This window comes from Brevibacterium sp. RIT 803 (genome assembly GCF_016892625.1).
Lineage (GTDB): Bacteria > Actinomycetota > Actinomycetes > Actinomycetales > Brevibacteriaceae > Brevibacterium.
In genome coordinates, this window is sequence record NZ_JAFEMW010000002.1 from 425,509 (window position 1) to 444,670 (window position 19,162).

Here is a 19,162-nt window from a genome sequence, read left to right on the forward strand (position 1 = left end):
TATGAATTCGTGTTTTAGTGTGTGGCCCTACATTGGCCATAGTCTGTGGCCAGCCACTGGCCATCCACCATCCAAAAGGCACCTGTACTGCGGGTGCCTCACGAGAGTGAGGCATGAAAGAAATGATTTCACGAAGAGACGTCGTCACCGACTCCGCGATTGCTGTAGTCGCCGAACAGGGAGTTCGTGGACTCACCCACAGGGCAGTCGATGCCCTCGCCGAGCTGCCCGTCGGCTCGACATCGAATGTCTACCGCACCCGTGATGCCCTCATCACTGGAATCATGGAGCGCATCGGAGACCTCAACTCGCAGCAGCTCGACCGCCTGCCGGACATGTTCCGGGACAGCGGAAAGCCTGCGCTGGAGATCTCAGTCGATTTCTGCATGAATTGGCTGACCACGGACCGCAACCGCTTCTACACGATGATCATGCTCAGCCTCGACCCGGCACTTCCCGACGAAGCCTTGGCCGCGAAGCAGAAGAACACCGCGAAGATCGACGAGTTCGTCATGCGACTGACCAATGTCGATGCTGAGATGGCTCGCACGATGAACAGCTCCGTGATGGGAATGATGATCACCGAACTGATCGCAGGAACGGCCGATCGCTCCCATGTCGAATCGTTCATGGGGCAGTTCCTCACATGGGTAGGCAGCAACACGACGCAGGCCTGAGCTTTCCGAACCGGCCCGAACTCTCCGAACCTCAACTCTTCGCTGGCACAGTGATGACGCCGCCTCGGCGCACAGACGCTCGCACACTTCGGACACACGCGCCCCGATCATCACGCTGGGGACGCTGACGGACAACGACACGGACGCCCCGGAAATGCGGGCTTGAGCCGTAGAACTCACATCGAACGCTAGAATCGACGGGTGCTCTCCGTTGTCGAGGCCGAACCTCGGCATGTCAGAGGGCACCCGGAGCGGAAAATTCGTGCGTCAAAGGAGTTCCATGACCGAAGGCAGAGTCATCGATGTCGACGTCTCGTCAGAGATGGAGAGTTCGTTCCTCGAATATGCGGTCTCGGTCATCCACTCTCGTGCCCTACCCGATGCCAGGGATGGGCTGAAGCCCGTCCAGCGTCGCATCGTCTATCAGATGGGAGACATGGGTCTGCGCCCCGAGCGTGGGCATGTGAAGTCCTCTCGCATCGTCGGCGATGTCATGGGCAAGCTCCACCCGCACGGTGACACTGCGATCTACGATGCTCTGGTGCGCCTGAGTCAGAGCTTCATCATGCGCGTACCGCTCGTCGACGGCCACGGAAACTTCGGCTCCCTCGACGACGGTCCTGCCGCCCCGCGCTACACGGAGGCCCGGCTGACCTCGGCCTCTATGCAGATGATCGCCGGCCTCGACGAGGACGTCGTCGACTTCGTCGGGAACTATGACAACACACTCACCCAGCCCGACGTTCTGCCCAGCGCGTTCCCGAATCTGCTCATCAACGGCACGTCCGGAATCGCCGTGGGCATGGCCACCAATATGGCTCCGCACAATCCGGGTGAGGTCATCGCCGCCTGCTGCCACCTGATCCGCAATCCAGAGGCCGGCCTGGCCGAGCTCATGCGCTTCATCCCTGGTCCCGATCTGCCCACCGGCGGACGGATCATCGGCCTCGATGGGGTCCGTGAGGCCTACGAAACCGGTCGCGGTACGTTCCGCACCAGAGCCACGGTCTCGATCGAGAACATCAATGCCCGCCGGAAGGGCATCGTCGTCACCGAGCTGCCCTACCTTGTGGGACCGGAGAAAGTCGTGTCCAAGGTCAAGGACGCCGTCGGAGCGAAGAAGCTCACAGGCATCGCTTCGATCGATGACTACTCGGACCGCAAGAACGGAATGCGTCTGGTCATCGGCATCAAGAACGGATTCAATCCGGAGGCAGTCCTCGCTGAGCTCTACCGGCAGACGCCACTCGAAGAATCGTTCAGCATGAACAACGTCTGCCTCGTCGACGGCCAGCCGCGGACGCTGGGACTGCGCGAGCTGCTGACCGTCTACCTCGCCCATCGCATCGACGTCATCCGCCGCCGCACCGTGTTCCAGCTGCGCAAGGCCAAGGACCGCCTCCACCTCGTCGAGGGTCTGCTCATTGCGATCCTCGACATCGACGAGGTCATCCAACTCATCCGGTCCTCCGACGATGCGGCCACGGCGCGCACTCGCCTGATGGATGTCTTCGAGCTCTCGGAGCTCCAGGCGACCTACATACTCGATCTGCAGCTGCGCAGGCTGACCAAGTTCTCACGCATCGAGCTCGAAGCCGAGCGCGACGAGCTGCGTAAGAAGATCGACTACCTCGAGGACCTGCTCGCCGATGAGGCCAAGCTGCGTGAACTCGTCGCCACGGAGCTCGAGGCGACAGCGGAGGCCATCGGCTCGCCTCGACGCACGGTTCTCATCGAAGGATCGATGAAGGAGCTTTCAGCCAAGGGCAAGAAGGCTCAGTCTGACCTCAAGATCGCCGACGCCCCCTGCCGGGTCCTCCTCTCGACCTCCGGGCGCATCGCCCGAACCGCTGATGCCTCGGCACTGCAGAGGGTCGGGAAGCGCTCGAGCCATGACGCGCTGCGATCGGAGATCGTGTCGACGACTCAGGGCAAAGTCGGTGCGGTGACTTCGACTGGTCGTCTGCACATGGTCGATGTCGTCGACCTGCCGGCTCTGCCACCGGCCGCAACACGTCCGAACGTCGCCGGCGGCGTCAAGATCGCCGACTACATGACGTTGGAGAAGAATGAGACTGTCCTCGGTCTCATCGACCTCGACCGTGAGTTCGTCGTCGGCACCGCAGGCGGTGTCGTCAAACGCGTGTCCGTGGCTGCCAGGCCGAACAAGAGCGAGTGGGAAGCGATCACGCTCAAGGGCAAGGACTCCGTCATCGGCGTTGCTCAGCCGAAGGACATCGATGAGTCCCTGGCAGTGTTCGTGACCTCGAATGCGCAGCTGCTGGCCTTCGATGCCTCCGGACTGCGGGCACAGGGCTGGAACGCCTCAGGTGTGGCCGGGATGAAGGTCGCCGCCGAGGCGCGCGCGCTGTTCTTCGGCATGACTCCCAAGGAGGCAAAGACCGACGAGGACGGCGACGCAGATACCAGCATCGGCACGTTCGCAGTGGTCACAGTCGCAAGTGGCGAGAACTTCTATGGCGCACCATCGTCATCGATCAAGGTCAGCGACTTCTCCGAGTATCCGACCAAGGGCCGTGCGACCTCGGGTGTGCGTGCCCACAAGTTCCTCAAGGGCGAAACCGAGCTGTCCCTGGCCTGGGTCGGTGACACCCCGCAGGCGGCTGCCCAGGCAGGAGGGGCCAGGACCCTTCCAACCGAGATGTCCAAGCGCGATGCCACGGGCTCGCCCCTCGAGTCCAAGATCGACGTCATCGGAACGGTCCCCCGCCTCGGCGGCGCCGAGGATCCTGTCGGCGGCGGTGCTGCAGTCGGCGGTTCAGCTGCCGACGCTGCGGGTGGCGAGCCCGGCGGAGGATCGACATCCCCGGCTGCGACCCGCACGCAGGGACTGGCGACGAGTTTCGACGAGCTCGATCTCGACCTTGACGACGGGCGTGATCTCGATGAGGCGAAAGAAGAGATCGCCCGCTCGAAGATCGACTCCGACGACGCCGTCATCGTCTCCCATGATGATGACGACGACACAGCGCTGTTCTGAGAAATTAGCTGAGAAAAGCTGCCCTGCCGTCAGCAGAGATCGCGATCACAGACCACTTCACCAGTGGTACCCGTATTCGCATCGACAACCACTGCAGCTGTATGACTTCGCGCTAACAGTGCGAGGCGCTGCCAACTGTGCGGGGCATGCCGTGGCGTCCGGCTCAGTTGTCGTCGTCGTCGAGGTCCAGCTGCATTCGGGCAGCCGTTCCACGCTTCATCTCGCCGATGCCGGTCTCTCCCAGCCCTTGGAGCGAAAGAGATTCGCGCCGCTCGAACACGTAGGCATCCGAGGCAGAGAGCACCCGAGCGGTATCCTCATCGGTGAAGATCGTGCCCGGATCGGCCACTGCGGTCAGCCGGGCAGCCAGATTGACGCTCGACCCGAAGATGTCGCCCAGGCGAGACAGGACCCTGCCCCAGACGAACCCGACGCGGGCCTGCGGCAGGTCCTCGGCCGCAGTCACACGCTCCATCAGGGTCATCGCGATCTCTGCTCCGCCCAACGGCGTCTCGGCGGCGAAGAACACCTCATCCCCGACGGTCTTGATGACTCGACCGCCTCCGGTGGCCACGATGTTGTAGGCCATGCCCTGGAACTCCTGCACCAGATTCGCCAGCTGTCTGGGCTCCATCTTCTGTGAAAGACGCGTGTAGGAGACGAGGTCGATGAAGCCGACCGCACGTGCCAGCGGCATCGAGGAGTCGTACCAGCCCTGCCTGTTGTCGATGGCCAGACCATCGGAGACGTTGACGTTGAGTCGCCCCATCACCTCGGCGAGATTGCGTCGCCAGGAGTACGTCAGCATCTTCTGCAGGGGATCGACCATGTCCTCGACGACCTGCAGCGCGTCGCGCCTGGCTTCGGGATCGGTCAGCCCCTTCTCCTCGGTGAGGAAGTCAACGAGAGTCTCCATCTGCCACACGACGAGACGGTCCGTGGTCTGGCCGATTGCGCGGGCCAGCGACAACGCGGTGCCCTGGTCGATGAGGCCGTCAGCCACGGGCTTGGCCCACATGCGCAGCGCGTGGGCGTCGCTGACGGTGTAGGCCTTCTCTGTGCCATCAGTCTGGGACATGCCCAACGCTCGCCACATCTTGCGCGCAGAGACCGTGGAGATGCCCCCGAGTTTCGCCGCTTCGCGCCGGTCGAGCACGCGCTTGCCATCGAGCAGGATCTCTTCGAGCCGTTCAGCCGCGGTGCGGGTTTCGTCGATGGTTTCGTCTTCGTCTGCCTCGTCGAGGATCTGCAGGGCCGCGGTGCGCGGATCCTCGTGCAGTCCTCCGAAGAAGTCGCCGCCCACCTCGACACCTGAGGAGTCGTCGTCAGTTGACTCCTCCTCTTCTGCCCACGGGACCGTCGACATCGCCGAGGTGGCGGGCAGGGTGGCGGGCAGGTCCTCGTCGCCGTGCTCGATCCCCTGGACAGAGGGCGGCGCCGAGGCGGCTGGAGGCTCAGCGGCATTCGGCGACGAGTCGATCTGGTCGTCCGTGATCACCGGAATCGAGTTGGGTTCCTGGGGCGGACTGGATTCCTGGGGCGGGCTGGGTTCCTGGTTCGAGTAGCCGGGCCGGTTCGGGCTGCCTGCCTGGTGAGAATCCTCTGGTTCGGCTGCTCCTGAATGGTCCTCGCTGGATTCCCGAGCTTCAGAAGACTCTCGAGCGCCGCTTCTGTCATGCTCGTGGGTGGAGTCCTGCTCCTCAAGCCTGTCCGCCGCTGCTTCGTTCGACGGTTCACCGTTCGCCACTCCTTCGTTCGAAGCAGTGTGGTTAGGTGCAGTGTGGTTCGAAGCAGTGTCACTCGCAGGTGCGCCGCTCGAGACCAAGTCGTCCGAACCGGCGTGGGTCGAGTCGACACCGTTCGACGAGTGCATGTCGGTGCCATCGGCACTCTCATCGGGCACGATGTTGAATTCGGCGGTGAAATCCGAGACGCCCGTCATCTGCGGCCCCCCGCTTCCGTCTCGGTGATTCCCGACCCAGCATTGTCACCGGCCGGTCGCAGGTGGTGGACATCGCCCGCGCTGACGCAGATGTCATCATCGATGATGAGGTCGCCACCGGCGTCGAGACCTGTGGCACGGCCGTAGAGGTTGCTTCCGTCGGGGCGTTCGACTCTGACCTGTGTCCCGAGAGTCACCATATTCGCACGCACCTCCTCGCCGACCGTGCTCCGGCTGAAATCGTCATCGTCATACTCGACAAGCTCCCTGTAGGCAGGAATCAGTGTGCTCAGAATCGAGATTAACAAGTCTTCATGAGCAACTTCTGAGCCGTCCGTGTCCTTTTCGATCGCAAGGGAGCTGGCGCTCTCACGAGGCAGGTCATCACGTTGCAGACGGGTATTGATCCCCATCCCCAGAACGATTCGCGGCCCCGTCGGCAGCGGTTCGACCCGAGCGAGGATCCCGCACAGCTTCTTCCCGTCCTGCGTCAGCACATCATTGGGCCACTTGAGTACGGAAGGCACACCTGCCTCGGCGATGGCGGCTCGCACAGCTTCACCGGCGATCAGGGGGATCCATCCCCACGAATCGAAGACGGCACCCGGCGCCAGCAGGATCGAAAACGTCAGGGATCGTCGCGGGGGCACTGTCCAGGTCCGACCCAACCGGCCGTGGCCGGCGTTCTGATGATCGGTGCCGTAGACGGAGAACTCGGCGGGCACCTCGGCGGGGCCGGTGCTCTCGGAGCTCGCGATCCGGCGCATGCGATCGGTGGGGTCGTCGGTGAGAGGGGATTGTCCGCGCACCAGTGCAGCCAGCTCGTCGTTCGTCGACGAACACACGTCGTCCCAGATGACAGTGGGTAGAACGAAACCACGGTCCGCGGCCTTGCGGCGCAGTGACTCGACATCGACGAGGAAGGAATTGTGTTGGCTGTTCACCAGTCCACTTTAGATTCTTTTGGCGAGAGTGCACAATGATCGCACCGAGCGTCGTTATTGTGGAGGCATGACGGATACCCCACGTACAACAGTTGAGCGCATCGACGCTTTCGTCCAGCGCCGGGACGCGGCCCACACCGGCAATGTGAAGTCGGTGGAGAACCAGCACAAACGCGGCAAGCAGACCGCACGCGAACGCATCGAAGCGCTCCTCGACGAGGATTCGTTCCAGGAGATCGACGAGTTCGCGCGCCACCACAACCACCAGTTCGGTATGGAGAACAACCGCCCCGATGGTGACGGCGTCGTGTGCGGTCTGGGCACGATCGAGGGCAAAACCGTGGCCGTGTTCGCTCACGACTTCACCGTCCTCGGCGGCTCCCTTGCAGAAGCGAATGGTCGGAAGATCGTCAAGGTCCAGAAGCTTGCCATCAAGCTGGGCTGCCCCATCATCGGCATCAACGACTCCGGCGGCGCCAGAATCCAGGAGGGTGTGGGCTCGATCGCGCTGTTCGCGGAGATCTTCCGCCTCAACGTGGCCTCCTCCGGCGTGATCCCGCAGATCTCGCTCATCATGGGCCCTTCAGCCGGCGGCGCCGTCTACTCTCCCGCGCTGACCGACGTCACCATCATGGTCGATCAGACCAGCCACATGTACATCACCGGCCCCGACGTCATCAAGACCGTCACCGGCGAAGAAGTCGGCCATGAGGAGCTCGGCGGCGGCCGCACGAACAACACTGTGTCCGGCAATGCCCACTACCTGGCCAGCGACGAGGACGATGCACTGAACTATGTGCGCGACCTGCTCTCATTCCTGCCGCAGAACAACCTCGACCCCGCCGATGCTGACGAATTCGAATCGGACCTGAGCGTCGCACCGGAGGACGAGGCCCTGAATACGCTCATGCCGGATTCGCCTTCGCAGCCCTATGACATCCTCGATGTCGTCACCACTGTCCTCGATGATGCAGAATTCCTGCAGGTCTCCGAACTCTTCGCCCCGAACGTCGTCACAGGATTCGGGCGCGTCGAGGGAGTCAGCGTCGGGGTCATCGCGAACCAGCCGATGCAGCTGGCGGGAACTTTGGACATCGATGCTTCGGAGAAGGCCGCCCGTTTCGTGCGCCTCTGCGATGCCTTCAACATTCCGATCCTCACCTTCGTCGACGTGCCCGGATTCCTGCCCGGCACCGATCAGGAGTTCAGCGGCATCATCCGCCGCGGGGCCAAGCTCATCTACGCCTACGGTGAGGCGACGGTTCCTCTGATCACTCTCATCACCCGCAAAGCCTACGGCGGAGCGTACTGCGTCATGGGTTCCAAACAGCTCGGCGCAGACATCAACCTCGCCTGGCCCAGCGCGCAGATCGCGGTCATGGGCGCTCAGGGTGCGGCGAACATCGTCTATCGGCGCAAGCTCAAGGCCGCTGGTGAAGCCGGCGAAGACGTCGATGCGCTGCGGGACGAACTGATCCAAGACTACGAGGATGCCCTCCTCAACCCGTATCTGGCGGCCGAAGAGGGCTACATCGACGCGGTCATCAAGCCGAGCGAGACCCGGAACCGTATCGTGCGCGGCCTGCGGGCGCTGAAGAACAAGCACGTTGACGCTCCAGCGCGCAAGCACGGTAACATCCCACTATGACCCAGGATGCACGCGAGGCCACAGCCACCTCCGCGGTCGAGGATCGGACGCAAGTGCGAGCCCACGACGGCGAGCCCGTCAGCGATGACATGGCCAATGCCGCAGCGGTGGCGGCCGTCGTTGCGATCCGCCAGGTGGCCCTTGCCTACGCTGCCAATCAGGCGGCGGCAGTGGACCAGATGGAGACGGCGAAGCACGATCGCGCAGGGTTCAATGCCCCACGCCGCAACGTGCGCCGACGCCTCCCTCAAGCCTGGACGCAGACGCTGGGGCGCTGAGAGTGGGGCACTGACACTGGGGCGCTGAGCGCGCTGGAACCTCGGCGGGCTCAGCAGCTGGCTGCCATGACCAGCGCTGGACACACAGATGACACGTTTCGGGCGCCGACAGTTGACCTGTCGGCGCCCGAATCATGTCACCCTGCGCCTGTCTGCCGAGGGGTCTGCTCACCGTCGAGTGAGCACAGTACAGCTGGTTCTCTCGAAGGGCAGCAGTCCCCTCGAGGCCTCCGCCGAGTCGGTGACATCCGACATCAGCTCATCGCAGCCGGTATTGGTCCCTTGCCGGGTCGGCTCCCGGCCGCACCTGGTGATTGGACTCCACCTGCTGGTTGGCCTCCACCTGACGATTAGTCCCCACCTGATGGATGGTTCCTGTATCGACTCCTCGCTGAGGTGCATACCCGTCATCGATGGTGACCGTACTCAGACGCTGAGGACTGCGCCCATCGGCCGCCGACGACGAGTCACCCGACACGGCCGACGAGTCTCCCGACACGTTCGTCACGCCTCGCGTCGGACCGCCCATATCGTCACCGTAGACAGCTTCACCGCGGGCCACCATTCCGGCGACATCGGAGAGCTTGAGCTGCGGCAGGAACCAGGCGAGGACGAAGGCGACGAGGAACACCGGCACCATGTACCAGAACGACGGCGCCAAAGCATCGGCGTAGGCATTGACGACGAGGTCATGGATGGGTCCGGGCAGCGAGGCCACGGACTCCGGTGTCAGCGAGTCGGTGGTCGGAGCTCCCGCCCCAGCACCGCCCGCACCTGCGCCACCGCCGGGAGCCTGCGACATCGCTTCGCCGACCTTGTCTGCCAGCCGGGAGGTGAATATCGACCCGAACAATGCTGTGCCCACAGAGGCGCCGATCTCGCGGAAGTAGTTGTTCGTCGACGTCGCGGTGCCCACCAGCTCCGGGGCCACAGAGTTCTGAATGACGAGGACGATGATCTGCATGACCAGGCCGAGGCCGAAGCCCATGGTGAAGATCATGCATCCGATGAGCACCATCGAGGTATCGGCCGTCAACGTGGTCATCCAGGCCAAAGCAATGCCCGCGATGAGCGTGCCGAAGAGCGGGTAGATCTTGTACTTGCCGGTCTTCGACACGATGAAGCCGGAGACGATGGAGGTCAGCATGACGCCGGCCATCATCGGCAGCATGAGCAGACCGGATCCTGTCACGTCTGTCCCGGATGCCATCTGCATGAAAGTGGGCAGGAACGCCACGGCGGAGAACATGCCAAGTCCAAGCAGCAGGCCGATGACTGTCGATAGAACGAAGGTCTTGTTCTTGAACAGGAAGATCGGGATGATCGGGTTGCTGACCTTGGACTCGACGTAGACGAAGAGGGCTGCGGAGACCACGGTGCCGATGATCAGGGAGATGATGGTCGGCGAGTTCCAGTCATAATCGTGACCGCCCCAGCTGGTCACAAGGATCAGCTGCGAGGTCGCTGCCACCATGAAGATGATGCCCAGGACGTCGACCTTCTTGTCCGACTTGTGGCTCGGCAGTTTGAGGGCGAAGAGCGCGATGACGAATGCGATGATGCCGATCGGGACGTTGATCCAGAAGCACCAGCGCCAATCCATGTGCTGGGTGAAGAATCCGCCCAGGACAGGACCGAGCACGCTTGAGACCGCAAACAGGCCGCCGAGCGGGCCCATGTACTTTCCGCGTTCGCTGGCAGGAATGATATCGGCGATGATGGCCTGCGACAGGATCATCAGACCGCCGCCGCCCAATCCCTGGAAGCCGCGCCAGGCGATGAGTTCCCAGAAGGTCTGGGCCATGCCGGACCCGAATGAGCCGACGACGAAGATCGCGATCGCGACGAGGAAGATGACCTTCCTGCCCCACATGTCGCCGAACTTTCCATACAGCGGCATGACGATGGTCATCGCCAGCAGGTAGATGGTCACCAACCATGCCTGATGCTCGACACCGTCGAGTTCACCCACGATCGTCGGCATTGCCGTCGACACGATCGTCTGATCCAGGGTCGCCAGGAACATGGCGGCCATGAGCGCGGAGAAGATCAGGACGATCGTCTTCTTGGTCAAGACCATCGGGGCCTTCTCCGCAGTTTCGGTTGCTGAACTCATGCCGTTTCCTCCTCAAAGATGTCTCGTAGCTCGTCGAAGAGTTCTTGGATGACTGGGGCCGGGTCGCCCTCGACATTGCGCAGACGCATGAAGGTCGCCTTGATCGACATCATCGCCAAAGCTGCGAGGGCCTCGGCGCGGATGGATACCGACACCCCGTCGCCGTCGTCATGGCAGTGACCTGAGCCGGAATCATCGGAAGTAGCCTTGGTCGCCGAGGTGGCCGCCGAGTTCTCGTCGGTCGCAGGGGCGCCCGAGGTCGTCGTCGCCCCATCGAGGCGACGTTGGATCATCTCGCGGAACAGGCGCTCGTTGTTGCCCATACGAGACATCTTAACCTGCATGAGCGAAGGGTCCTGCTTCAGCAGCTGGTGGTATTGATGCATCTCTTCGCGCCTGTTCAGACGTGTCCGCACAACCGAGGCCAACAGATGCTGGAGGTCGGCCAGGAGTCGCCCGCTCGGGCCGCCGGCTTCGAAGGCCTCGATATCGGGCTGGTCCTCATCGTCGAAGACGGTGTCGGCACGGCCCAGCAGAGCTTCTTCTTTGCTGGAGAAGTAGTTGAAGAAGGTGCGCCGGGAGACCCCGCAGCGTTCGCAGATGTCTTCGATCGTGACGTTGGCGTACCCGTTCTCGAGCGCCAGCTCGAGGGCTGCCTGACGCAGAGCCTGACCACGCTCGCGCTTCTTGCGCTCGCGCAATCCCTCGGGCTGGTCGGCATGGCCTGTGGTGTCGGCAGGCTGGGGTGCGGCAGAGTCGGCGCCAGCGACGCGCCCAGCCTCGGACGCAGACGAGTCGGCACGCGTGGGCTCGTCAGAAGTTGTGAAATTCATAATCACATTATTGCACTGCGTGCATTTTTGCCTCAAGTGCAACTATTGTGTTTTAGGGCACACTCACGGCGAGCACCTGAAATGCGAGGCGATGATCACGCCATGCCCCTCCTCAGTCGATACGCTCGGCCAGGGCCACGACGATGCCCTCTGGTCCGCGAATGCAGCAGAGCCGGAAGATCGACTCGAACTCCGCCACCTCACCGAGCAGTTCGCCTCCGTGCTCACGCAGCCGAGAGATGGTGTCATCGATGTTGTCGACGGCGAACATGATCCGATGCAGCCCCAGCGTATTGGGCGCAGGGGGTCGCGCTTCGGCCCTCACGGCCGTAGGTGCGTGGTCAGCGGTGAGTTCGACTTTGCTGTGGCCGTCTGGAGTTCGCATCATCGCAATCTCGCTGCGAATGCCGTCAAGACCGACGGTCCTGTCCGCCTACTCCCCTTCGACCGGTGTCCTGCTTTCCAACTCCATGCCGAGAGCGGCGAAGTAGTCGACCGCTGCATTCAGGTCGCTCCAGGAAACGCAGCGAGAAGATGAACTTCAGTACCCGAGCTTGGCGTTCGACAGCACCGGAATCGCTTCAGCTGCCTTGTCAGCTACGGCGAGGTCCACTTCGACTATTTCGAGAGCCTCTTCACCCTCAAGTGAGGAGACGACGTGGCCGAAGGGATCGGCGACGAGGCTGTGGCCGACGCCGGTCGGTCCCTTCTTCGGCACCTCCACACCGCTGATTTCGGGGTCAGCTTGGCCGATGGCGGCAACGAACATATTGGAGTCCAGTGCCCGGGCACGAGCCAGAGTCTCCCATTGCTCGACCTTGCCCTGCCCTGCACCCCAGGATGCGGAGACGATGGCGAGTTTGGCACCACGACGGCTGATCTCTGCGTACAGCTTCGGGAAGCGGACGTCGTAGCACAGGGTCAGCCCGACGCTCTCACCTGCGAGGTCGATGACGACCGGGTCCTCACCGGGGACGACGGTGTCGGATTCTTTGAAGCCGAAGGCATCATAGAGGTGGATCTTCGCATAGTCGCGACGCTCACCCCGCGGCGAGTAGACGGCCAGCAGGTTGATCACCTTCTTATCTGAGGTCGCGAACTCGCCGACGATCACGGAGATTCCGGCCTCGGTCGCCAGCTCAGCCATCGCCGTCCGCCAGGACTCGGCGTTCGCCTCGGCAACATCGCGCAGGCCTGGGCCGAAGGCGGACATCGTGGCCTCGGGGAAGACGACGAACTCGGCTCCCGCCTCGGCGGCCCTGGTCGTGTAGTCCCGGACCTTGTCGAGATTGTCCGCAACTGTGGTGGTGGAGTTGATCTGCGCGAGTGCGAATTTCATGGCCAGTCCTTGCGATCCGAGAGTGTCAACGGTGCATTCAGACTATCGCGACCGCACGCGCGGAGAAACCTCCGTCCAGCCAGAAGCGACCTCTCTCCAGCCGCCAGCGCCCCTCAGTGCAGATATTCGCGACCGGGACGGCCACCTCGGCGACGGCCGTGGACGACGTAGTACACGATCATGCCGAGGGCAACGAGCCCCGCGCACAGCATGAACATGCCGTTGCCGCCGGTCAGCGGCATGATGGCGCCGAGGATGATCGGACCGATCCCCGACCCTGCGTCGAGGAGGAGGAAGAACGAGGCAGTGGCCACCGGCACCCTCGACATCGGTACGGATTTCACAGTGATCGCCTGCATGCACGGCATGAGCGACCCGAAGCCCAGGCCGACGAAGACCCCAGCGAGGATGATCCCGGTCATGGTCGGCCACATCGCCAGCAGAACGTTGCCCACGAGGTTGAAGACGAAGACAGGATAGATGACGAAGTTGTCACCGAGGGTGTCCTGCAGGCGACCGACGAACAGTCGTGCGATCAATGACGCCACGGCGAAGGCGACGAAGAACAGAGAAGCCGCACTCGCGACTCCGTTGTCCTCGGCGTAGCCGGCAAGGAACACGAGCGCCGCGGCATAGGCGGTTCCGGCAATGAGCATGATCAAACCGATGCGCAGACCATCGCGGTCAACGAGCGTACTGACCTTCAGGTGCCATTTGGATCGACGCTGCTCCTCGCTGAGCCCCTGCTGGGGCAGCTTGATGATGACACAGAGGATGAAGGCGACGAGCGACATGAATGCCGAGGCCGCGAACAGCATCGGGAAGTCGTAGGCGCGCGGGAGGATGACTCCCAGATAGGGACCCAGAGCCGTCGACAGCGTGGTGGCGGTGCCGAAGTAGCCGGTGCCCTCACCTCGGCGAGAGGCGGGGATCACGCTTTGTATCGCGGTCATGATGGCCGTGTTGCCGGCCCCGAAGGCGATGCCGTGGGTGATGCGGATGGCGAGGAGCCAGACCAAGGTGCCGGCGAAGATATAGGCCACGGAGGCGAGGATCGAGATCGCCATCGTGATGATGAGCAGTTTCCGTCGACCGATGAAGTCAAGGTACTTCCCGGTCAGCACACGCGCGACGACGGCACCCACGACGAAGGAGGAGGACGCGAAGCCGGCGGCTGCCTCACCTGCGGAGAATCTGGCGACGGCGTAGCCTGCCATGGACGTCATGAGGAGGTAGAACACCATCGACATCGCCAGGTTGAGACCGATGCCGACGACGAAGTCCTTGGTCCATAGCTGTGCCCGTGCCACTGAAGATCAGTCTCTCTTCCTGTCGAATGATGCGCTCAGTCCCCAGGATGCCCGTTGAGATCGACGCTCGGCGGTCAGTGCTGATCGGCCGTGATCGGCTGCTCGCTGAGATCGGTGAATCTCTGAGATCGGGCTGGGAACCAATCCATGCTATCCGGTGGCTCCCGTTGCCGGCGGCCCATCCCAGGGTGATCTTGCTCTAGTCGCCTGATTGCTGTGTTCTCAGTCATTATTGCTGTGTTCTCAGTCATATAGGGTGGCAATCATGACCCAGAAGAGAACCCCTTCGGCCGTTGACGCCGTTGCCGAAGAATTTGTCGACAGATCACTTGCACTCTCCCCTTCCCTCGCCCTCTACCTCGGCATCGAGGGCGCTCAGGGTTTCGATGACTTCTCCCCCGCCGGTCTGGCTGCTGCCAACGATCTCACCGTCGAGACACTGGCCAAGCTCGCCGAGGTTGAGAAGACGGCCGAACTCGACGACGTCGACCTCGTGACCATCGATGCGATGCGTGAGCGTCTGAGTGTTGATCGCGACTACTTCGAGGCCGGGCTCAAGCATTCGAGCCTCAACGTCATCGAGTCTCCCCTGCAGTCCGTCCGCGATGCCTTCGACCTCATGCCCACCGACACCACCGAAGGCTGGGAGACCATCGCCACAACCATGGAGGCCGTCCCGACCTCTGTGGCCGGCTATCAGGAGTCCTTGGCCCTGGCCAAGAGCCGGGGTCAGGTCGCGGCCCGGATCCAGATAGAGAAGGTCATCGAACAGGCCCGCGCACTGGCCGAACCGGGCAGCAACTTCGACCAGCTCATCGCCCGCGCCACCGACGTCCCGTCGTCGTTGCGCGAACAGCTGAGCACCCACGCCGAGGCCGCCCGTGGGTCCTTCGCCCACCTCGCCGATTTCCTGGCTGCCGAACTCCTCCCTGCGGCCCCGGAGAATGAGGCCTGCGGTCGCGAGGCCTACGCCCTGCACTCCCGTGACTTCCTCGGCGCCGAGGTCGACTTCGATGAGACCTATGCGTGGGGTCTTGAGGAATTGGCCCGCATCGATGCCGAGCAGCGTGAGGTCGCGGCGAGAATCCAGCCCGGTGCCGACCTGTTCGAGGTCATGGAGACGCTGAACAATGACCCCGAGCGGACCCTTCACGGAGCCGATGGGCTGCGTGAGTGGATGCAGAAGGTCGCCGACGAGGCGATCACGGAGCTCGGGAAGTCCCACTTCGACATTCCCGAACCCGTGCGCACGATCGAATGCATGATCGCCCCCTCGGCCACCGGCGGCATCTACTACACCGGACCCACCGACGACTTTTCCCGCCCGGGCCGCATGTGGTGGTCGGTGCCCGAAGGTGTCACCGAGTTCGCCACCTGGCAGGAGAAGACCACCGTCTATCACGAGGGCGTGCCCGGCCATCATCTGCAGGTCGGCCAGGCCACCTATGTCTCTGACACCCTCAACCGCTGGCGCCGACTCATGTGCTGGGTCTCCGGGCACGGTGAGGGCTGGGCTCTCTACGCAGAGAAGCTCATGGCCGACCTCGGCTTCCTCGACGACCCCGCGGACTACCTGGGCATGCTCGACTCGCAGCGTCTGCGCGCGGCCCGCGTGGTCCTCGACATCGGCTTCCACCTAGGACTCGACGCGCCCGAGAGCCTCGGCGGAGGGACCTGGGACCGAGAGAAGGCCTGGCAGTTCCTCACCGACAACGTCGCAATGGACCGGTCTTTCCTCGCCTTCGAACTCGACCGCTACCTCGGCTGGCCGGGACAGGCACCGAGCTACAAGATCGGGCAGCGACTGTGGGAGCAGTTCCGCGACGAGGCCAAGGCCGAAGCCGGAGCGGACTTCGACCTCAAGGCCTTCCACACCAAGGCGCTGAACCTGGGATCGGTCGGACTCGATGCCCTCGGGCGAGCAATGAAGCGCTGACGCTGCACAGAACACTGGTGGGAGAATGACCTGGTGAAGAACAATGACAGTCCCCGCAGCGATGGCCCTCGCTCTGAGACCGTGCGGGTCACCGAAGTGCTGCGCAACGAGATCATCGACGGCGTCAGACTGCCCGGCAGCAGACTGGTCGAACGGAACCTGGCCACCGAGCTCGGGGTCAGTCGTGTGCCGATCCGCGAGGCTCTCAAACAGCTCGCCGCCGAGGGATTGGTGGCGAATCGGCCCAACACCTGGTCGACGGTGCGCGAGTTCTCCCCCAGCGACATCGCCGACCTCAACGAAGTGCGGGCCGTCTTCGACATCCTGTCCTTCGAGCTCGCCGCGCAGCGACACAATCGGGAGGGCCTGGCCAAGCTCGAGGCCACCATGGCCAAGGGCAAGGAACTGTCGAAGGCCGGTGACGTCGTCGGCGCCCACCGTTCGGCGGCGGACTTCCATGCCATCGTCACCGAACTCTCCGGCAACCGGCTGCTGGCCGAGATCGGTGAGCTCCTCGACTCGAGGATGCGCTGGCAGCTGAGCCAGCACGACGACCTCGATTTCGTCGCCACGGAGCACGCTCAGCTCTACGATGCGATCGCTCATCGCGATCAGGCAAAGGTCAGAGAACTGGCCGCCCGGCACCTCGGAACGAGCCAAGACCAGCATGACAAGCACAAGGAACGCCTCGCCCGGGCCGTCGACGAGGGAGCAGACTCACCCGAGGAAGCAGACTCACACGGGGAGTGACCTCACGCAGCGCTGAAGGGCCACCCGCTCAACTGTTTAGGACGGGCCGGCGCGTAGGTTCGGACCTTCGAGGTCTTCAGCCCCAGCCCCACCAGTGATTCAGCCAGCTTCACTGCGGCGGTGACTCCGTCGACGACAGGGACATCGCAGCGTTCGACGATGACCCGCTTGAGATCTGCCATTCCCCCACACCCGAGGACGATGGCCTCGGCACGATCACGTTCAACCGCCTCGGCGGCTTGATCGGCAATCGCCTCCACGGCACGCTCGGGCTGATTCTCCAGCTCCAGCACGGCCATCCCCGAGGCCCGCACCGAAGTGCAGTGCGTGTTGAGTCCCGCCAATAGGAGCCGGTCCTCGATGAGGGGAACCGTGCGATCAAGCGTCGTGACGACGGCATACCTGTGGCCGAGGAACATCGCCAGGGCGGCACCGGCCTCGGTGATGTCGATGACGGGAACGTCGAGGAGCTCCTGGAGTCCTTCGCGCCCGTGTTCGCCGTATCCGGCCTGGATGACGGCGTCGAAGTCCCCCGGATATCTCATCACCGCATCCATGACCCCCAGCGCCGCGAGATAGCTCTCGACATTGCCCTCGCAGGACTCGGCTCCGAAGTTGGGGGTCAGCGCAATGATCTCGGTGTCCGCCGAGGCGACTTCCCGTGCCGCGCGGGCGATGGACTCGGTCATCGACTCGGTTGTATTCACGTTGACGACGAGGATTTTCACGATGAGCTCTCAATCAGTGTGTGGTGGGGACGGCGATCTCCTCGCCGTCGACCTCGCGGAAGGTGAAGTTCCGGCGGGCGATGATGAAGTAGATGATGGCCGCGATGCCTGCCCCGCTGAACCAAGAGAATTCGGAGAGTCCTGCGAACGCGGGAACCAGGGCGAAGACGAGGGAGATGAGGGAAGCCGGGATGAATGCGCCGATTGCGCGCCAGTTGACTCCGCGGTGATAGAAGTACTCCCCGTCGCCGGCCTCCGTGTAGAGCTGGGGAACGTTGACCTTCGTCTTCCGGATCACCCAGTAGTCGACCATGATGATGCCGAACAGGGGTCCCAGCAGCGCGCCGAGTCCGCCCAGGAAGTACACGATGACGACCGGTGAGTCGTAGAGGTTCCACGGCAGGATGACGAAGCCGATGACCGCGCTGATGATGGCGGCGCTGCGGAAGTTGAGATGACGCGGGAACATATTCGTCAACGCGTAGGTCGGGGCGACGAAGTTCGCCATGAGGTTGACCGCGACCGTGAGGATCAGCAGCGCCAGGGAGGCCAGCGCCAACAGGATCGGATTGCCGATGGTCTGCACGATGTCGGCTGGTGAGGTGATGACCGTGCCGTCGATCTTGTACTGAGCTCCGGCCAGCGAGATCACAACGAGCCCGAAGACGAGCATGTTGATCGGGATGCCCCAGAAGTTGCCGACGACGATCGATCCCTTCTTCTTCGCTGCGCGGGTGAAGTCGGAGAAGTTGAGGACGAAGGTGCCGTAGATCGCGACCCACAGGGATCCGCCGCCGAGGATGTGCATCCACATCGGCCAGCCGGACAGAGCGTCCTCTCTGGCCCAGGAGATGGAGAAGTCGACGCGGGAGAGCATCCAGATGGCCAGCGAGACGAAGGTGACGAGGATGATCGGTCCGGCGATCGCCTCGTATTTTCGGATCATCTCCATGCCGTAGCTGACGATGATGACCTGGACGATCCAGAGCAGGGTGAACGAGAACCAGCCAAGTCCGGAGAGTCCGAGGAACTCTGTGTCGGCCCACGGCTGGAGGCCCGGGACGAGGGTGATCAGCAGGACGTTGAGGACGCTGGAGGCCAGATAGGTCTGGATGCCGAACCAGGCGATGGCGACGATTCCCCGGACTGAGGCCGCCAGCTGCGCACCGTGGATGCCGAAGGCGATGCGACTCATCACCGGGTAGGGCACTCCCGTCTTATGACCCATGAAGCCTGAGAGTGTGAGCAGGAAGAAGAGCAGAGCGGCACCGACGAGCAGCGCGACGAGGATCTGCCAGGCCCCCAGGCCGAGGGCGAAGAGTCCGAGTGCGAAGCCGTAGTTGCCCAGTGAGTGAACGTCATTGGCCCAGAGGGTGAAGACACTGTAGGCGGTCCAACTGCGCCCTTCTTTGCGACTGGGCGCCAGATCCGAGTTGTAGAACCGCGGGCTGATGCGGTGGGCCGCCAACTGCTCGGGGCTCGGCCCCATCCACTTCGGTGCGGAGTCCTGCGTGGCCTCGGTCTTTGACATAGGTGTCACTCAAATCTGAAGGGCACAGAGTTGGGATACCAAACTGGAGACCACAACACTGTGACGGCGAATTCTCTCGAACTCAGCGTAACCCCAGTCACAGACAGTGCGCAACGACACAATGACAAT

General features: G+C 63.1%; 15 protein-coding genes. 6 read left to right on the forward strand and 9 right to left on the reverse strand.

What is annotated here, in order from left to right:
- Window positions 1-122 precede the first annotated feature (122 nt).
- Both JTF07_RS09265 and JTF07_RS09270 read left to right on the forward strand, forming a co-directional pair.
- Window positions 123-677, forward strand: a complete 555-nt coding sequence (locus tag JTF07_RS09265) for a TetR/AcrR family transcriptional regulator (RefSeq protein ID WP_204233958.1) — start codon at window positions 123-125, stop codon at window positions 675-677.
- 280 nt (window positions 678-957) lie between these two features.
- Complete coding sequence (locus JTF07_RS09270; RefSeq protein WP_204233959.1) at window positions 958-3,678, forward strand: DNA gyrase/topoisomerase IV subunit A; 2,721 nt, start codon at window positions 958-960, stop codon at window positions 3,676-3,678.
- 163 nt (window positions 3,679-3,841) lie between these two features.
- Here the strand turns inward: JTF07_RS09270 and JTF07_RS09275 are convergent, their stop codons facing one another.
- Together JTF07_RS09275 and JTF07_RS09280 are read right to left on the reverse strand one after the other, a co-directional pair.
- Window positions 3,842-5,620, reverse strand: coding sequence for an adenylate/guanylate cyclase domain-containing protein (locus tag JTF07_RS09275; protein WP_252199653.1), 1,779 nt, complete (start codon window positions 5,618-5,620; stop codon window positions 3,842-3,844).
- Window positions 5,617-6,564 carry a biotin--[acetyl-CoA-carboxylase] ligase gene (locus tag JTF07_RS09280; protein ID WP_204233960.1) on the reverse strand — a complete coding sequence of 316 codons (948 nt, stop codon included), beginning with the start codon at window positions 6,562-6,564 and terminating at the stop codon, window positions 5,617-5,619. Before JTF07_RS09280 ends, JTF07_RS09275 begins: the two co-directional genes overlap by 4 nt.
- Window positions 6,565-6,631: 67 nt before the next feature.
- On the opposite strand from JTF07_RS09280, the gene JTF07_RS09285 reads away from it, so the two are divergent.
- Window positions 6,632-8,212 (forward strand): acyl-CoA carboxylase subunit beta, encoded by a 1,581-nt coding sequence (locus JTF07_RS09285; RefSeq protein WP_204233961.1) that lies wholly within the window; start codon window positions 6,632-6,634, stop codon window positions 8,210-8,212.
- Complete coding sequence (locus JTF07_RS09290; protein ID WP_252199655.1) at window positions 8,209-8,490, forward strand: hypothetical protein; 282 nt, start codon at window positions 8,209-8,211, stop codon at window positions 8,488-8,490. Before JTF07_RS09285 ends, JTF07_RS09290 begins: the two co-directional genes overlap by 4 nt.
- 259 nt (window positions 8,491-8,749) lie before the next feature.
- Here JTF07_RS09290 and JTF07_RS09295 read toward each other — a convergent pair whose 3' ends face one another.
- The 5 genes from JTF07_RS09295 to JTF07_RS09315 all read right to left on the reverse strand — a co-directional run bounded on the left by JTF07_RS09295 (window position 8,750) and on the right by JTF07_RS09315 (window position 14,088).
- Window positions 8,750-10,606, reverse strand: coding sequence for an MDR family MFS transporter (locus JTF07_RS09295; protein ID WP_204233962.1), 1,857 nt, complete (start codon window positions 10,604-10,606; stop codon window positions 8,750-8,752).
- Entirely contained in the window at window positions 10,603-11,439 is an 837-nt protein-coding gene (locus JTF07_RS09300; RefSeq protein ID WP_252199657.1) for a TetR/AcrR family transcriptional regulator, read from the reverse strand. The genes JTF07_RS09295 and JTF07_RS09300 overlap by 4 nt, the downstream gene beginning before the upstream one ends.
- Window positions 11,440-11,551: 112 nt before the next feature.
- Window positions 11,552-11,824, reverse strand: a complete 273-nt coding sequence (locus JTF07_RS09305) for a VOC family protein (protein WP_213018719.1) — start codon at window positions 11,822-11,824, stop codon at window positions 11,552-11,554.
- A 156-nt stretch (window positions 11,825-11,980) separates the two neighbouring features.
- Window positions 11,981-12,778 carry a carbon-nitrogen hydrolase family protein gene (locus JTF07_RS09310; RefSeq protein ID WP_204233963.1) on the reverse strand — a complete coding sequence of 266 codons (798 nt, stop codon included), beginning with the start codon at window positions 12,776-12,778 and terminating at the stop codon, window positions 11,981-11,983.
- Window positions 12,779-12,891: 113 nt separating this feature from the next.
- Window positions 12,892-14,088 (reverse strand): MFS transporter, encoded by a 1,197-nt coding sequence (locus tag JTF07_RS09315; protein WP_204233964.1) that lies wholly within the window; start codon window positions 14,086-14,088, stop codon window positions 12,892-12,894.
- 265 nt (window positions 14,089-14,353) lie between these two features.
- Here JTF07_RS09315 and JTF07_RS09320 point away from each other — a divergent pair, with 265 nt between their 5' ends.
- Both JTF07_RS09320 and JTF07_RS09325 read left to right on the forward strand, forming a co-directional pair.
- Window positions 14,354-16,024: a DUF885 domain-containing protein gene (locus tag JTF07_RS09320; protein ID WP_204233965.1), complete on the forward strand. Its 1,671-nt coding sequence runs from the start codon at window positions 14,354-14,356 to the stop codon at window positions 16,022-16,024.
- Window positions 16,025-16,057: 33 nt separating this feature from the next.
- Window positions 16,058-16,774 (forward strand): GntR family transcriptional regulator, encoded by a 717-nt coding sequence (locus JTF07_RS09325; protein ID WP_204233966.1) that lies wholly within the window; start codon window positions 16,058-16,060, stop codon window positions 16,772-16,774.
- Between the two features lie 2 nt (window positions 16,775-16,776).
- Here JTF07_RS09325 and JTF07_RS09330 read toward each other — a convergent pair whose 3' ends face one another.
- Both JTF07_RS09330 and JTF07_RS09335 read right to left on the reverse strand, forming a co-directional pair.
- Window positions 16,777-17,502, reverse strand: a complete 726-nt coding sequence (locus JTF07_RS09330; protein WP_204233967.1) for an aspartate/glutamate racemase family protein — start codon at window positions 17,500-17,502, stop codon at window positions 16,777-16,779.
- Window positions 17,503-17,515: 13 nt separating this feature from the next.
- The gene (locus JTF07_RS09335) at window positions 17,516-19,033 is read right to left on the reverse strand and encodes an NCS1 family nucleobase:cation symporter-1 (RefSeq protein WP_204233968.1); all 1,518 of its coding nucleotides are present in this window, start codon (window positions 19,031-19,033) and stop codon (window positions 17,516-17,518) included.
- Window positions 19,034-19,162: the final 129 nt, after the last annotated feature.

Excerpts from the sequence above, each read along its gene's own strand:
- JTF07_RS09320 (WP_204233965.1), top strand. The coding sequence starts at position 14,354 with ATGACCCAGAAGAGAACCCCTTCGGCCGTTGACGCCGTTGCCGAAGAA.
- JTF07_RS09300 (WP_252199657.1), bottom strand. The coding sequence starts at position 11,439 with ATGAATTTCACAACTTCTGACGAGCCCACGCGTGCCGACTCGTCTGCG.
- JTF07_RS09305 (WP_213018719.1), bottom strand. The coding sequence starts at position 11,824 with ATGCGAACTCCAGACGGCCACAGCAAAGTCGAACTCACCGCTGACCAC.
- JTF07_RS09335 (WP_204233968.1), bottom strand. The coding sequence starts at position 19,033 with ATGTCAAAGACCGAGGCCACGCAGGACTCCGCACCGAAGTGGATGGGG.
- JTF07_RS09270 (WP_204233959.1), top strand. The coding sequence starts at position 958 with ATGACCGAAGGCAGAGTCATCGATGTCGACGTCTCGTCAGAGATGGAG.
- JTF07_RS09285 (WP_204233961.1), top strand. The coding sequence starts at position 6,632 with ATGACGGATACCCCACGTACAACAGTTGAGCGCATCGACGCTTTCGTC.
- JTF07_RS09265 (WP_204233958.1), top strand. The coding sequence starts at position 123 with ATGATTTCACGAAGAGACGTCGTCACCGACTCCGCGATTGCTGTAGTC.
- JTF07_RS09275 (WP_252199653.1), bottom strand. The coding sequence starts at position 5,620 with ATGACGGGCGTCTCGGATTTCACCGCCGAATTCAACATCGTGCCCGAT.
- JTF07_RS09290 (WP_252199655.1), top strand. The coding sequence starts at position 8,209 with ATGACCCAGGATGCACGCGAGGCCACAGCCACCTCCGCGGTCGAGGAT.
- JTF07_RS09310 (WP_204233963.1), bottom strand. The coding sequence starts at position 12,778 with ATGAAATTCGCACTCGCGCAGATCAACTCCACCACCACAGTTGCGGAC.
- JTF07_RS09295 (WP_204233962.1), bottom strand. The coding sequence starts at position 10,606 with ATGAGTTCAGCAACCGAAACTGCGGAGAAGGCCCCGATGGTCTTGACC.